This is a genomic window from Arsenicibacter sp. R0_47 (assembly GCF_057652235.1).
This window is the reverse complement of record NZ_JBYFCJ010000012.1, coordinates 165,986-180,805: the sequence shown is the minus strand read 5'-3', so window position 1 is coordinate 180,805 and position 14,820 is coordinate 165,986. Positions and strand designations below refer to the sequence as shown.

The following is a 14,820-nucleotide window of genomic DNA, read 5'->3' as shown; positions in this document are numbered from 1 at the left end:
ACAGAAAAAGAAAACTATACGCTTGAATGAGTAGCCAACCAAGTAGTTTACTGGAGAAATGCCGGCAGGCACCCATCGTTCCGGTGTTTTATCACCCTGATGCGGCTTACACAAAAGGTATCCTGAAAGCCTGTTATGACGGCGGCTTGCAGGTATTTGAATACACAAACCGGGGCGAAGGCGCGCTGGAAGTATTCCGGGAACTGGCTGCCTATGTGGGCGAAAGCTGCCCGGGCATGCTGTTAGGTGCCGGAACCATCCTGACGGCCGGCGATGCCAACGCGTTCATCGATGCAGGGGCGTCGTTCATTGTACAGCCGGTGATTACCCCGGCCGTGGCGGAGGCCTGTCAGCAGCGCAATATCCCATGGCTTCCGGGGGCGGCTACATTAAATGAAATTCATCAGGCAACCTTACTGGGGGCTGAGGTGGTGAAGGTATTTCCGGGCAACGTGGTTGGCCCCGGCTTTATCAAAGCCGTTAAAGGCCCGATGCCACACCTGCGCCTGATGGTGACGGGTGGTGTCGAACCGAACGCCGACAGCCTGAATGCCTGGTTCAAGGCCGGTGTAACCTGCGTAGGCATCGGTTCTCAACTGTTTGCCGGCGATGACCTGTCGGCAGCGGTACTGACGGAGCGTATTGCTCAGCTACTGACCATTCTCAAACCTTATATTCCTCAACCCGTATGAACAAAGTAGGCAGGTATCGCTGGATGATCTGTGGTCTTGTGTTTTTTGCCACAACCGTCAATTACCTTGACCGGCAGGTGATCAGTTTATTAAAATCGACACTATCGACCGAATTAGGCTGGAACGATGGTGACTATGCAAACATCGAGATTGCCTTTAAGCTGTTCTACGCGTTCGGGATGCTGGGTGCCGGCCGGCTGATTGATAAGCTGGGTACGAAACTGGGGTATGCCCTGGCTACTACGTTGTGGAGTATTGCTGCCCTGGCCCATGCCTTCGTTAGTTCGGTATTCGGGTTTGCGGTGGTGCGGTCGGCCCTGGGCGTTACCGAAGCCGGTAACTTTCCGTCGGCCATTAAAACCGTAGCCGAATGGTTCCCGAAGAAAGAACGGGCGCTCGCAACGGGCATTTTTAACTCAGGCACCAACTTCGGCGCCATTATTGCGCCCTTGTCGGTACCGTTTATCGCCAGCAGCATTGGCTGGCAGTGGGCGTTTATCATCACCGGTCTGTTAGGGTTTGTCTGGCTTGGTTTCTGGCTTTATTTCTACGAAATACCGTCTAAAAGCGCCAAGCTGACCAAAGAAGAATTCGATTACATTCACTCGGACAAGGACGAAGCGCCGGTTACAGACGGCGAGCCGGAAGTAGCTGCGGTGTCGTGGGGTAAACTGCTGGGTTTTAAACAAACCTGGGCGTTTGCGATGGGTAAACTCCTGACCGACCCGATCTGGTGGTTTTACCTGTTCTGGTTGCCGGACTTCCTGCAAAGCCAGTACGGCCTGACGGCTACGCAGTTTGCCGTACCGGTAGCGGTGGTGTATACCCTCTCGACCGTTGGCAGTATCTGGGGTGGCTGGTTGCCGATGTACTTTATCAAAAAAGGCTGGCCGGTGTTTAAGGCACGTAAAACGTCGATGCTGATTTTTGCCTTCCTGGTTATTCCTATCGTTACGGCTCAGGTGATGGGCAGCATCAATATGTGGCTGGCGGTACTGGTAATCGGTATTGCGGCGGCGGCCCACCAGGCATGGAGTGCCAACATCTTCACAACCGTATCGGACATGTTCCCGAAAAAGGCAACGGCATCTGTTACCGGTATCGGCGGAATGTTCGGGGCGCTGGGCGGTATCCTGCTGTCAATGCTGGTACAGAAAAACATGTTTGTGTACTACCGCTCGATCAATCAGATTGAGACGGCTTATTACATCATGTTCGTCGTTTGCGGCGTTGCGTATCTATCGGCCTGGGTGATCATGCACTTCCTGGTTCCGCGGTATAAGAAAATTGACTTAGCATAGGCTATTGCCCGAAATGCGGGCGTTTAGCTGAAATCAGAGTAGACATAGTAGTGGTGGCACGACCGGCAGACGTTCTGTTAGAGTCGTGCCACCACTTTTTTTTGCCCTTTTACAAGGCATTTATTAATGATTCATTAAGAAACGATATATAGGAAAAATCTAACTTTTTAGCGAAGAAAAGCAGAATAAAGAAACAGCGCATCCAGTCATGCATGTATAGCAATACTATATTTTCTTATCAAAATTATACGAAATGTTAGCTTCCGGCAACGTTCCCGATAACGATTGCATAGAAAAAGTGCCCGAAAAGATTGTTAAGGCCGATTTCGCTCTTTAGGTTCGAAGTAAGAGTAAGTTTCACTTTCCTTAAGAGGTATCCTGATAAATCTTGGGTAAATTCAATTAATCTATGATTAAAAAATTACTGATGACCGTTGTCATGCTGCTGGTGATCACTGCGGGGTTTGCGCAGCAGACACGGCAGATCGCAGGTCGGGTCAAGGATGGAAGCACAGGCGGTTATTTGCCTGGCGTGAGTGTGATCGTGAAAGGTACAACAGCCGGTACTACCACCGATGCCGACGGGAAATTTACCCTGCGTGTGCCTGACAAAAATGACCTGACGCTGACGTTCAGCTTTATCGGCTACACGTCGCAGCAGGTAGCCGTTGGTAAGCAGACGAGTGTAGAGGTAACGCTGGAAAGCGATCAGAAAACCCTCGATGAGGTAGTCGTTGTAGGCTACGCCACCGTAAACCGCCGCGATGTGACGGGTTCTGTTTCATCGGTAGGGGCAAAGCAGCTGAAAGATATTCCGCTGACGGACGCGGCGCAGGCGCTGACCGGCCGGCTGGCGGGTGTACGGGTGACTACCTCGGAAGGAGCTCCCGGCGCTGACATCCAGATCCGGATCCGTGGTGGCGGGTCAATTACCCAGGATAACTCACCGATTTATGTCGTAGACGGTATTCAGGTGGAAAATGCCCTGTCGTTTATCTCGCCGCAGGATATTGAAACCATCGACGTATTGAAGGATGCTTCCACGACGGCCATCTACGGTGCGCGTGGTGCCAACGGGGTAGTTATTATCACCACCAAGTCCGGCAAAAACGGAAAAACAACCGTGAGTTACAACGGCTCGGCCGGTTTCCGCGAAATCTCCAGAAAGCTGGATGTCATGAGCCCGTATGATTTCGTACGCTGGCAGTATGAGCGCAGCCGTGGCGATGCTACGGCCGAAACCAGCTTTGCGAAATTGTACGGAACGTGGGATACTATTGACCAGTACAAAAGTACGGCACCAATTAACTGGCAGGAGGAGATTTTCGGCCGGAAGGCGCAATACCAGAACCACAATGTGAACGTCAACGGTGGTAATGCCAACACGAACTATAACCTGAGCTTAACGGCTAACAAGGAAGACGGCTTGCTGCTGGAATCGGGCTTTGAACGTTATCTGGCTACATTCCGGATGGACCACAAAGCCAATGATAAACTGCGCCTGGGCTTCAACGTCCGCTACCTGAATCAGACCATCCGGGGAGCCGGTACGACCAACTCGGGTACAAAAAGCACAAACCGCCTACGCCACTCGATTCAGTACCGTCCGCTGCTGACGACGGCTCAGCCGGATGTGGATGACTTTGACGAAGACCTGTACATCTCGTCAGGCAACCTTGTGAACCCGATTCTGATGACGCAGGCTGAATACCGCCGGGCTTATACCAAAGCGCTGAACCTGAGTGGGTATGCCAGCTATAACATTCTGAAAAACCTGACGTTCAAAACAACCATCGGGATTGATAACAACGATCAGCAGATCAACGCGTTCTGGAGCAAGATTACGTCAACCGCCCGGAACTATGCCTCGCTGCCGGTAGCGTCGATCAACCAGATCGGAACCGTGACGATCAACAACTCGAACGTACTGCAGTATTCGCAGAAGTTCGGGGGCAAGCATGATGTCACGGCCCTGGTCGGTCAGGAAATTTATGATAACAGTTCAAAAAGTACCGGTATTGAAACCCGTTACTTCCCGGCTGATATTTCGGCCGATCAGGCACTGGCCAACATGGGCCTTGGTTCACCGCCGAGCGGCGCTACACAGCCACGGCCAACGTCGAACATCGTGCCGCCAAACCGGTTGTTTTCGCTGTTCGGGCGCGTAACCTATGGCTATGAAGACAAGTACCTGGCAACGGTATCGCTGCGTTCCGACCGGTCGTCGAAGTTCAACTACGCGAACGGTGCCCTGGTGTTCCCGTCGGGTACGCTGGCGTGGCGCTTCTCGAAAGAAGATTTCTTCAAAAAACAGACTGTGCTGACGGACGGTAAAATCCGCTTTGGCTACGGGGTGGCCGGTAATAACCGGATCGGCGACCTACTGTATCAGCAGCTATACGGCGTAACAGGTGAATATGCACTGAATCACGCCGTACTGCCCGGCTACGCGCCGATTGCACTGGCTAACCCGGACCTGAAATGGGAGTCGAACGTATCGCAGAACCTCGGTATCGACCTGGCTTTCCTCAATAACCGGTTCCAGGTATCGCTGGATGCCTATAAAAACGAAGGCCGTAACCTGCTGTTAGCCGTAGCGATTCCGCCGACCTCAGGCTATTCGTCACAGATCAAGAACCTGGGTTCGACTATGAATAAAGGCCTTGAACTGCAACTGACGGCCTACGTGCTGCAACGGAAAAACGTAAGCTGGACGTCGAACTTTAACATCTCGGCCAACCGCAATAAAGTAACGGGCTTAGGTACCGTGTCGCAGCTGACGCGTAACTCGGGCTGGCAGGGATCGGATGGCGCCGATGATTACCTCGTGCGGGTTGGCGAGTCGGTAGGTCTGATGTACGGCTTCGTGACGGATGGCTTCTATACCGTTGACGACTTTAACTACGACGCAACCGCAAAAACCTATACCGTTAAGCCGGGTATCGCCTACAACTCTGTCTACGGGGTGCCGCAGCCGGGTATGCTGAAGTGGAAAGACATCGACGGCGACGGACAGATTACGGCCGATAAAGACCGGACAGTAATCGGGAATGCCAACCCGAAATTTATCGGTGGCTGGAACAACCAGGTGACCTACAAAAACTTTGATTTCAGCGTGTTCGTAAACTGGGTAGTCGGCAACGACATCTATAACGCCAACAAAATTGAGTTTACCGACGGTGCGTTCCCGAACCTGAACATGTTGTCGATGATGAAAAACCGCTGGACTAACCTCAACGATGCCGGTCAGATCGTAACGGATCCGGCAGAACTGAAAGCCATGAATGCCAATGCCACTATCTGGACACCGGTTCGGGTACAGCGTTACTGGCTGCACTCATGGGCGGTTGAAGACGGGTCGTTCCTGCGGTTGAACAACATTACACTAGGCTATACACTGCCGGCAACAATTTCGAAGAAAGTGGGTATGTCGCGCTTCCGGGCCTATGCTACGGTGAATAACCTGGCTACCCTGACCAAATACTCGGGCTTTGATCCTGAGGTGAGCACACGCCGGTCGGACCCGCTGACGCAGGGCGTTGACTATGCAGGCTATCCGCGTGCGAAAACATGGGTATTTGGTGTAAACGTGACTTTTTAATCAGACAATGAATTCGATCATAAAACGAGTCTCAAGTGTAGGTATCGCGCTGACTGTCACCCTGTTTTCGGTAGTCGGTTGCCGGGATTATCTGGAGGTGCAGCCTCAATCACAAATCAGTATTTCGGATGCCTTTTCAAACGTTGCCAACGCCACCAACGCCGTAATCGGCGTGTATGACGAGCTGATGGGCGACAACGGCTACGGTATCCGGATCAACATGTATTATCCGTACGACTCCGACGAAATGATTGTGTCGGGGAATATTGATAACGGTCGCCGGGGAATTGGCCGCTACCAGCTGCTGCTGACCAACACCGAAATCCGGAACCCGTTCCTGCAGCTGTACCGCGGGGTGGAAAAAGCAAACCTGTGCATTGAGCAGATTCCGCTTATGCCGCAGTATACTAACGGAACCGACGCCGAGAAAAAGGAACTGCGCCGCCTGCATGGCGAAGTGCTGACGCTGCGGGCACAGTTTATGTTTGAACTGATCCGGAACTGGGGCGACGTACCGGCACCGATGCAACCGGCGTACAAGCAGCCTGATCTGTTTATTGCGCAGGCCGACCGCGACGTAACCTATGCAAAACTGATTGAAGACCTGCGCACGGCCACTGATCTGGTGCCGTGGCGGACAGAGGCCGGGACGCGGAACGAGCGCATCACCAAAGGCGCCGTTAAAGCGCTTCGTGCCAAACTGGCTCTGTTCCGTGGTGGTTATGCCCTGCGCAGCAGCGGTAAGCTGGAACGCAATGCCGACTACCTGACCTACTATAAAATCGCCCGCGACGAGTGTGCAGATCTGCTGGCTAAGCGGGGCGAACATACCCTGAACCCAAGCTTTGAGGACATCTGGCGCAAACTGACATCGTTCCAGTATGATCCGAACGGGGAGATTATTTTTGAAGCCGGTGCAGGCGGGTCAAACTCAACGTCTGATAGCCGGATGGGGAATTACAACGGCCCGTCGGTGAATCCCTCGTCGCGCTACGGAACCGGTGGCGGTGGATTGCTGGTACTGCCGAACTACTTCTATGCGTTTGACTCGACCGATACCCGCCGCGATGTAACGGTGACGATGTATTCGATTGCCGCAACCAATATCAAGGCACCGCGCCGACTGGGCGAACTGACCGACGGTAAATTCCGGAAAGACTGGCGGAACCCGCTGCTGCCCGGAACGGCACTGAACGTAGGCTACAACTGGCCGTTTATCCGGTTTGCCGACGTATTGCTGATGTTTGCCGAGACCGAAAATGAGCTGAACGGTGCTCCGACGGCGGCGGCCATCTCCGCCTTTGAAGAAGTCCGGAAGCGGGCATATGCCGGTAATGCGGCCCGTATCGGTACTACGCCGACCACAAAAGCGGCTTTCTTTGATGCTATCGTAAATGAGCGGTATCTGGAGTTCGGCAGCGAAGGCATCCGGAAATTTGACCTGATCCGCTGGAACCTGCTGGCCCAGAAAATTCAGGAGACCCGTGATAAAATTCAGGCAATCCGGGACTCAAAAGCCCCTTATAACATACCGCGTTACCTGTTCTGGCGCAATAACGGCGAAGAAATTCAGTGGCTGAACTCGTTCTACAAAACGACCTCCCTGACCACGGCGCCAACGGGCTGGAACCGGCTTGACTGGACGCAGCACCTGACCGGTAACCTGATTGACGGGTTGCCGCTGCACCAGGCAGTTGCCCGTTTCTTCTTGACGGGTAAGAGTGAGCTTTTCCCGTATGATCAGGCGACGGTTGATGCCTATCAAGGTAAGCTGAAGCAAAATCCCGGCTATTAAGTTATTGAGCGAATTAGTGAATGTGTGATTGAGTGAAGCCATTGAGATACAGCCTTTTGCTCTCGGGCTAAATCTAATTCTGCTTACTTAAGTCAATTACGCGATAATTCTGGTTGTTTGATCACAGCAAAAGTCCTCATCTTGGGGACTTTTGCGTTTTTAAAGAAATAGATTTACCACATAGCCACACAGAGCTCATAAGAAAAAACTATGTTTTCTATGTGCCTATGTGGTAAATTTTAATTACGATAAGTGTCTGATAATCAATAATTTTTTTTGACTATTTGATCATGATAAAAGCCTGCCTTTGTATTTTCGTGTTCCTGTCTGTAGTGCAACCGGCGGTGGCGCAAAAGCCGGTGAATGGCCTGACCGGTGTCCGTGATACCTCATTTACGAACTATAGTGCGCTGAAAAATGCGCAGAAGAAACATCCGGATATCCGGCTTGTTACGCCGTTTACGCTGCCGGCTGTGCAGGAAAAACGAAACCTGACCTATGCCCGTTATGGTGACCGGGCAATGCAGCTGGATATTTTTGCGCCGACAAAACCGAAAAAAGGCGGGTATCCGGCGGTGCTGGTTATCCACGGCGGGGGCTGGCGCTCCGGTGACCGGTCGCAGCATATTCCGCTGGCCCAGCAGCTGGCTGCCCATGGCTACGTAGCCGTTACGGCTGAATACCGCTTATCAACGGAGGCACTGTATCCGGCGGCGGTTCATGATCTGAAAGCGGCTATTCGCTGGATGCGGGCCAACGCGAAGCAGGAGCACATTAACCCGAAGCGGATTGCGGTGCTGGGTTTTTCGGCGGGCGGACAACTGGCAACGCTGATCGGCACCACCAACGGCGATCCGAAATTCGAAGGTAACGGCCCGAATCTGCCGGTGTCAAGTGCGGTGCAGGCGATTGTCGATATTGACGGTACGCTGGTGTTTATTCACCCTGAATCCGGTGAGGGCGACGACAGCCGGTCGACCTCGGCGGCGACCTATTGGTTTGGTGTCAACAAGGAAACGCGGCCGGAGTTATGGCATGAAGCCGGCGCCCTGAACCACGTTGACCGGAAAACACCGGCTATTCTGTTCATTAACAGTTCCGTTGACCGGATGCATGCCGGCCGCGATGATATGCGCCGGAAGCTGGACGCATTGGGCATTTATTCAGAAGTAAGGTCATTTCCGGAGGCGCCACACACGTTCTGCCTGTTTGAGCCGTGGTTCACGCCGACGGTTGATGCGATTGTCGCGTTTCTGAATAAGCAACTGTAACCACGAAGGCGGAAAGGCGGGAAGCGGCACGAAGTTTTTATTATTCTTTGTGCTCCTTCGCTTCTTCCTGCCTTTGTGGTTTATTCCAGTACTTCGTAAACATGCACAGTATTAGCCTTGTTCTTCAGGCTGACCTCGCCGACTTCGCGGCAGTTAAATGATTCCTTTACCTCCTCGTAGGCCTTCTGGCTGATGATGATCTGACCTGCTTTGGCTACCGATTGCAGCCGCTGTGCCGTATTCACCACATCACCGATAACCGTAAAGTCGAGGCGGCGCAGTGTCTCGGAGCCGATATTACCTGAAATCATCTCGCCTGTATTGATACCGATGGAGACCTGAGGCAAAAAAGTTTCGCCGTTGTTGACCGTCGGTTCCATGTTGCCGATGCTGTGACGGACGGCCAGAGCGGTTTCAATGGCTCGGTCGAGGTGGTAGTCGCCGCGGAAAACGGCCATCACGGCATCCCCCATAAACTTGTCGACGTAGCCGCCCTGGGCAATGATTTCCTTCACCATCACATCAAAATACTTGTTGATCAGGTGCACGACCGTATCGGCGGGCTGCCGCTCGGTAATGGCCGTGAAGCCGCAGATATCAATAAAAACGATCGTGCCGTCGACGGTTTCGTTGGCCAGCAACGTGCTTTCAAACTCCGACCGGTTCATGAACTTCAGCACCGATTCATCGACGTACATCCGGAGAATGTTGTTTTCCTTTACCGCTTTCAGGGTCTCATGCAGCTGATGTACATGGTCGATGGTCTTCTGCATCGTCACTTCCAGATCGCTGAAATTGACCGGTTTACAGATAAAATCAAACGCCCCGCGGTTCATGGCGGTCCGGATATTATCCATATCGCCGTAGGCCGACACAATAATGGCCTTAACCAGCGGGCTTACTTCATTTAATTTAACGAGCAGCGTGAGCCCGTCCATTTCGGGCATGTTGATATCGCTCAGCACAATGTCAATATCGGGGTGCCGCTGGAGTTCCTGCAAGGCTTCAACGCCGTTGTGGGCAAAAACAAATTCGTATTTCTGTTCGCGGATCTGCCGTCTGAATTTCTGTTTAATCAGGAGTTCGAGGTCGGTTTCATCGTCTACGACGAGGATTTTGGCCTTCATAGCGTTTCTTTAAGTTTGTCTTTCAATAGGGAGAAATCCAGTGGCTTCGTCAGAAAGTCATTGGCTCCGTATTGCATGGCCTGGTTATAGTTTTCGTCGTCGCCATACGCCGTCAGCATCATCACTTTCGGCGGGGCAACGGGATAGGTCGTCCGGATGCGGCGCAGCAATTCGAGCCCGCTCATGCCCGGCATGTTGATATCGGATAAAATCAGGACAAATTCAGAGACGTGGTCCTGCAACACCTCCAGCGCCGCCTCGCCCGAATGGGCAAAGGCAAACGAAATGTCTCCGCTGCGGATTTCGCGCCGGAATCGTTGTTCGAATAAGGCTTTTACGTCGGTTTCGTCGTCAACGACCAGAATTTTCATAGACTTCAGGAGTGTGCCAAATAATGGCAAGTTACATATTTAAACGGGCAACCGGATGATAAACTGCGTAAAGCTGTTGTCTTCCGTTTCGACGGAAAGGGTACCTCCGTGGCCTTTACTGATGATTTCATAACTGAGCGAGAGCCCTAAACCCGTTCCCTGGCCGGTTGGCTTTGTGGTAAAAAACGGTTGAAAAATCTTGTCAATCACCTCATTCGGAATACCGGTGCCATTATCGCGGATACAGATTTCGATTTCGGCCGGTCCGTTGCGTTTCGTGTGCACCCAGACCGTGGGCCGGTATTGATCCGGATTACCGATCCGTTTCTGTTTTTGCTGTGTGGCATAAAACGCGTTGGTATACAGGTTCAGCAAGACCCGCCCGATGTCCTGCCCGAAGACAGTCACCTTCCCGACTGCCGGATCAAAGTCTGTTACCAGCTGGGCATTGAAGGCCTTGTCCTTGGCCCGTAACCCGTGATAGGCCAGCCGCAGGTATTCATCGGCCAGATCATTGAGGTCAACCGGTTCTTTCTGGGTGACATTGGTGCGCGAGTGCTGGAGCATGCTCTTCACGATAGAGTCGGCCCGCTTACCATGAAAAACGATTTTTTCGAGGTTGGTTGCCAGATCGTCCAGTATCGCATTTGTTTCCTCCTGATCACCTTCCGGCAGGTTGGGTACGGCAAATTCCCGGAGTTCGTCAACCAGCTCGGCGGATACTTCGCCGAAGTTATTGACAAAGTTGAGCGGGTTCTGGATTTCGTGGGCAATACCGGCGGTTAATTCACCGAGCGAAGCCATTTTCTCCCGTTGCAGCAGCTGTTCCTGTAAGCCGGTCAGCTTTTCCTGCAAAAGCTCAATGTCAATCTGCTGCTGTTGCAGCTGGTCGGCCTGTCGGGCAATGAGCTCTTCTAATTGCTCATTCTGTGCTTTCAGGGCCGCTTCTTCATTTGTTGGCAAGGTTGCCATGTGGTTATTGGTCAAAGGTTACAAGAAAGGTCCGGTAAAGGAATAAATATACAATTTTATCCCTTCACATTGTCAAGGGGGAGCTGTATGGTAAATTCTGTAAAATTTCCGGTTTCGCTGTTCACCGAAAGCTGTCCGCCATGGCCTTTGGTGATGATGTCGTAGCTCAGCGAAAGGCCCATGCCGGTGCCCTGGCCGGTGGGTTTGGTCGTAAAAAACGGCTGGAAAACCTTATTGATAATGTTGGGCTCAATGCCGGTGCCGTTGTCACGGATTTTAATCACCACGTGATCCTCCACCGCTTCGGTGCTGACCCTGATCTGAGGCTCAAAACCAGCCATCGGGCCCACAGTGTCTGCTTTTTCATGCAGGGCGTAAAAGGCATTGGTAAAGAGGTTGACCAGTGTCCGGCTGATGTCTCCGGCAACCACATTCAGGCGGGGGATGGTCCGGTCGGTACTGGTCACCAGCCGGGCCCGGAAATGGCTGTCTCTGGTCCGGATGTCGTGATAGGCCAGTTTTAAACTTTCGCCGACCAGTTCATTGATATTGACGTCGGTTTTCGCCCCCGGCTGTGTCCGGCTGTGGTCGAGCATACCCCGCACAATGGCGGATGCCCGTTGGCCATGCTGCCGGATTTTGTCCAGATTCTGCGCCAGATCGCCGCTTATCGATAGTACCTCGTCATAACGGCCATCCTGCAGATCGAGTTTCAGATCGTCAATGAGTTCAATGCTGACCTCCGCAAAGTTGTTGACGAAGTTGAGCGGATTCTGGATTTCGTGGGCAATCCCAGCGGTCAGCTCCCCGAGCGAGGCCATTTTTTCGGCCTGAATCAGCTGGGCCTGCGTTGCCTTCAGTTCGGTCAATGAGGCTTCCAGCTGGGCAGTGCGTTCCTTTACCTGCTGCTCCAGCCGTTCGTTCTGGCCTGCAATGATGCGGTTACGCTCAATTTCGCGCTCTTTTTCCAGTTGTTCCCGTTCCAACGCCTGTTTGGCTACCAACTGCCGTGCCTGATTGTACCGGTTAATTAGTGCGCCCGAAAACAGAATGATCAGCCAGGCGAAACAGGCACTTTCCAGATAATCATTTATTTGTCTGATGGTCTGTGAAAAGACCACGCCGAAGTACTGCCCCAGCATCCGGGAAATGAGGGTATAAACCCATAACAGCAGGAGAGGGGTGGTTGCGATCAGGGCCAGCCGTGCGTTTACCGAACCGACAGCCCGCCGCTTCCAGACTGTTAAGGCCCAAAGCAGCAGAGTAACCCGCACCAGAATTTCCTCCAGAAACAGTATCTCATCGGCGGGAGCGCCCGGGATGCTGAATGAAAAAAAGAAAATCAGGTTAATAAACGCCGTAAAGGCCAGCAAATAGGTAATGAGCCGGTTATTACGCGTCCTGTTGAGCAAGGAGCCGGTAAACCGGCGCAGCGATTGCAGGAAAAACAGGAAAAAGGCAATAAAGAAAAAATTGGCTGCCAGCCGGAACGCGTACGGATATTCCTCAAACAGCAATGACTGAATGCGGAACGTATTCCGGTCTAACGTGAAGAAAAACAGGGCAATGCCAAAGTACAGGTAGGTGCGGTCGCGGATCGACAGGAACAGAAAAATGTTGTAGGCGATGGCCAGCATCAGAATGCCGATCATAATCCCGTCTACGAAGACATCTACCCAGCCGCGTTCGGCGCGGTAGTAGGCAAATAAGGCATCTTTGCGGTTGAGCAGTGACTGAATCTGCGGGGAGATGTACACCATCGGCTGTCTCCAGAACGGATTGGCGAGCCGCTGGTAATAGGTATACGTTTGCCCCGCCGGAATCGTGACCAGAATCCGGTTGGTTTCGCGGTTACCTTCGTGAGCCGGAATCAAGCTGAGCGGAACCAGCGGGCCGGTTCGCTGATGCTCCCACCTGCCCGGACCTGTTTGCCGGTAAAGGTCAACATAGCTGCTGTTAAAATCACACAGGTACAGGCTTACCGGGTGGTCCAGTGCATTCCGGAGCTGCAGCCTGACCCAGTAGACATGCGACCGCCGGTTGGGGTTAAAATACGTGTCAAGCTGAAACCCCGGATTATTGACGACCTGCTCAATCCGTAAACTGCCCTGGCGGTCTTCTAAAATCTGAAATTCGGTGGTATCCAGCGTATGGTTTACGGAATCGGAACGAATCGCTACCGTTGGAATAACCGGCCGGGCGTTGCCGGAAAACGTGCCTAAACAACACGCACAAGCCAGCAGCAAAACTAAATAAGCCTTCATGTCACGCTTTCGGTAATGTAATCTCAAAGGTCGTCCCCATACCTTCAACGCTGTCAACCCTGATTTCGCCGCCGTGGCCTTTGGTAATAATGTCGTAGCTCAGCGATAAGCCAAGGCCGGTGCCCTGACCGGTGGGTTTGGTCGTAAAAAACGGCTGGTAAATTTTGTTAATGATCTCCTGCGGGATACCGGTGCCGTTGTCTTTGATACGCAGTACGGCCTTGCCGTTTTCGAGCTGTGTGCTGACTTTCAGCGAGGGCTGAAATACCACCGGTCCGCCGGCGTTCCGTTGTTTTTCCTGAAGCGCATAAAAGGCGTTACTGAACAGGTTAATCAGGACCCGCCCGATTTCCTGCGGCGCTATATTGACCTCGCCGATATTCTCCGCGTATTTTGTAAAGAGCTGGGCATTAAACGATTTGTCTTTGGCCCGCAGCCCGTGATAGGCCAGTTTCATGTACTCGTCGGTGAGGGCGTTGAGGTCGGTCGGGCGTTTTTCGCCGTTCGAGGTACGCGAATGTTCCATCATACCCTTAACAATCGAATCGGCGCGGTGGCCGTGGTGGCTGATTTTTTCCAGGTTCTGCCGCAGGTCCGACAGAATATCCCCTTCCAGTCCTTCGTCCCGCGCGGAGGCGTCTTTGCGGCGTTCTTCGTCCAGTTCGTCCAGCAGTTCAACGGATACTTCCGAAAAGTTATTGACAAAGTTGAGCGGGTTCTGAATTTCGTGGGCGATACCGGCGGTCAGTTCCCCGAGCGAGGCCATTTTTTCGCGCTGAATCAGCTGGGCCTGCGTCGTTTTCAGTTCATCGAGTGCGCGCTGAAGTTCTTCTTTCTGTTTGGTCAGCTCGGCCGTCCGCTCCGACACAAGGTATTCCAGCTCATCGCGCTGGGCCGAAATCAGGCGGTTGTTTTCCTGCTCGGTCTCCCGCTTTTTCCGTTCTTCTTCCAGCGCCTTCTGCTGTTTCCGCATCGACGACCAGTTGGCCCATCCCCAGACAAACGTAATGAGGACAAAGCCCTCAACAAACATGTTAATCGACTTGTAAAAGTCCGGCGCAATGAATTTAATAATCTGTGCTAAAAGCGATACGCCCAGATACGGGCCGGCCATTCCGATGATGTAGCGGTAGGTCTGAAACTCAGCTGTTGTGTGAATCAGATACATGGCAGACACCGAGATCAGCATCAGGAGGATGGTCGCCGTATCCGGAATATTAAAGATATAACCACCACTGATCAGACCGATGGTAGCATACCAGCCGATATGCAGATATAAATCAAACTCCCGGAATCCGGGGTTGTCTTTCGTAATTTTCCGGAGTTGTTGAATCGTAAAAAAAGCAATCAGAAAATGCGTAGGAAGACCCATACGGTAATGTGTTAAAGAGTAGGGGTAATACTGCAATATACGCTAAAACCACCA

General features: G+C 52.5%; 10 protein-coding genes. 5 read left to right on the top strand and 5 right to left on the bottom strand.

Annotated features, from left to right (window positions below; genetic code table 11):
• Window positions 1-26: 26 nt before the first annotated feature.
• The 5 genes from AC23NW_RS19960 (at window position 27) to AC23NW_RS19940 (ending at window position 8,660) form a co-directional block, all read left to right on the top strand.
• Entirely contained in the window at window positions 27-692 is a 666-nt protein-coding gene (locus AC23NW_RS19960; RefSeq protein ID WP_293840718.1) for a beta/alpha barrel domain-containing protein, read from the top strand.
• Window positions 689-1,993, top strand: a complete 1,305-nt coding sequence (locus AC23NW_RS19955) for an MFS transporter (RefSeq protein ID WP_293840715.1) — start codon at window positions 689-691, stop codon at window positions 1,991-1,993. The genes AC23NW_RS19960 and AC23NW_RS19955 overlap by 4 nt, the downstream gene beginning before the upstream one ends.
• 409 nt (window positions 1,994-2,402) lie before the next feature.
• Window positions 2,403-5,594 (top strand): SusC/RagA family TonB-linked outer membrane protein, encoded by a 3,192-nt coding sequence (locus AC23NW_RS19950; RefSeq protein ID WP_487451538.1) that lies wholly within the window; start codon window positions 2,403-2,405, stop codon window positions 5,592-5,594.
• Window positions 5,595-5,601: 7 nt separating this feature from the next.
• The gene (locus AC23NW_RS19945; RefSeq protein ID WP_487451536.1) at window positions 5,602-7,389 is read left to right on the top strand and encodes a RagB/SusD family nutrient uptake outer membrane protein; all 1,788 of its coding nucleotides are present in this window, start codon (window positions 5,602-5,604) and stop codon (window positions 7,387-7,389) included.
• A 290-nt stretch (window positions 7,390-7,679) separates the two neighbouring features.
• Window positions 7,680-8,660: an alpha/beta fold hydrolase gene (locus AC23NW_RS19940; RefSeq protein WP_487451534.1), complete on the top strand. Its 981-nt coding sequence runs from the start codon at window positions 7,680-7,682 to the stop codon at window positions 8,658-8,660.
• An 80-nt stretch (window positions 8,661-8,740) separates the two neighbouring features.
• On the opposite strand, the gene AC23NW_RS19935 is transcribed toward AC23NW_RS19940, so the two are convergent.
• From AC23NW_RS19935 to AC23NW_RS19915, 5 genes are read right to left on the bottom strand one after another with little or no spacing between them, the layout of a single operon-like run.
• Window positions 8,741-9,787 (bottom strand): adenylate/guanylate cyclase domain-containing protein, encoded by a 1,047-nt coding sequence (locus AC23NW_RS19935; protein WP_487451532.1) that lies wholly within the window; start codon window positions 9,785-9,787, stop codon window positions 8,741-8,743.
• Complete coding sequence (locus AC23NW_RS19930; protein WP_487451531.1) at window positions 9,784-10,158, bottom strand: response regulator; 375 nt, start codon at window positions 10,156-10,158, stop codon at window positions 9,784-9,786. Before AC23NW_RS19930 ends, AC23NW_RS19935 begins: the two co-directional genes overlap by 4 nt.
• 39 nt (window positions 10,159-10,197) lie before the next feature.
• Window positions 10,198-11,130: a sensor histidine kinase gene (locus AC23NW_RS19925; protein WP_293845646.1), complete on the bottom strand. Its 933-nt coding sequence runs from the start codon at window positions 11,128-11,130 to the stop codon at window positions 10,198-10,200.
• Between the two features lie 56 nt (window positions 11,131-11,186).
• Window positions 11,187-13,394, bottom strand: coding sequence for a sensor histidine kinase (locus tag AC23NW_RS19920; RefSeq protein WP_487451530.1), 2,208 nt, complete (start codon window positions 13,392-13,394; stop codon window positions 11,187-11,189).
• 1 nt (window position 13,395) lies between these two features.
• Window positions 13,396-14,766 carry a sensor histidine kinase gene (locus tag AC23NW_RS19915; protein ID WP_487451529.1) on the bottom strand — a complete coding sequence of 457 codons (1,371 nt, stop codon included), beginning with the start codon at window positions 14,764-14,766 and terminating at the stop codon, window positions 13,396-13,398.
• Between the last annotated feature and the right edge of the window lie 54 nt (window positions 14,767-14,820).

Excerpts from the sequence above, each read along its gene's own strand:
- AC23NW_RS19955 (WP_293840715.1), top strand. The coding sequence starts at position 689 with ATGAACAAAGTAGGCAGGTATCGCTGGATGATCTGTGGTCTTGTGTTT.
- AC23NW_RS19935 (WP_487451532.1), bottom strand. The coding sequence starts at position 9,787 with ATGAAGGCCAAAATCCTCGTCGTAGACGATGAAACCGACCTCGAACTC.
- AC23NW_RS19960 (WP_293840718.1), top strand. The coding sequence starts at position 27 with ATGAGTAGCCAACCAAGTAGTTTACTGGAGAAATGCCGGCAGGCACCC.
- AC23NW_RS19930 (WP_487451531.1), bottom strand. The coding sequence starts at position 10,158 with ATGAAAATTCTGGTCGTTGACGACGAAACCGACGTAAAAGCCTTATTC.
- AC23NW_RS19940 (WP_487451534.1), top strand. The coding sequence starts at position 7,680 with ATGATAAAAGCCTGCCTTTGTATTTTCGTGTTCCTGTCTGTAGTGCAA.
- AC23NW_RS19920 (WP_487451530.1), bottom strand. The coding sequence starts at position 13,394 with ATGAAGGCTTATTTAGTTTTGCTGCTGGCTTGTGCGTGTTGTTTAGGC.
- AC23NW_RS19950 (WP_487451538.1), top strand. The coding sequence starts at position 2,403 with ATGATTAAAAAATTACTGATGACCGTTGTCATGCTGCTGGTGATCACT.
- AC23NW_RS19925 (WP_293845646.1), bottom strand. The coding sequence starts at position 11,130 with ATGGCAACCTTGCCAACAAATGAAGAAGCGGCCCTGAAAGCACAGAAT.
- AC23NW_RS19945 (WP_487451536.1), top strand. The coding sequence starts at position 5,602 with ATGAATTCGATCATAAAACGAGTCTCAAGTGTAGGTATCGCGCTGACT.
- AC23NW_RS19915 (WP_487451529.1), bottom strand. The coding sequence starts at position 14,766 with ATGGGTCTTCCTACGCATTTTCTGATTGCTTTTTTTACGATTCAACAA.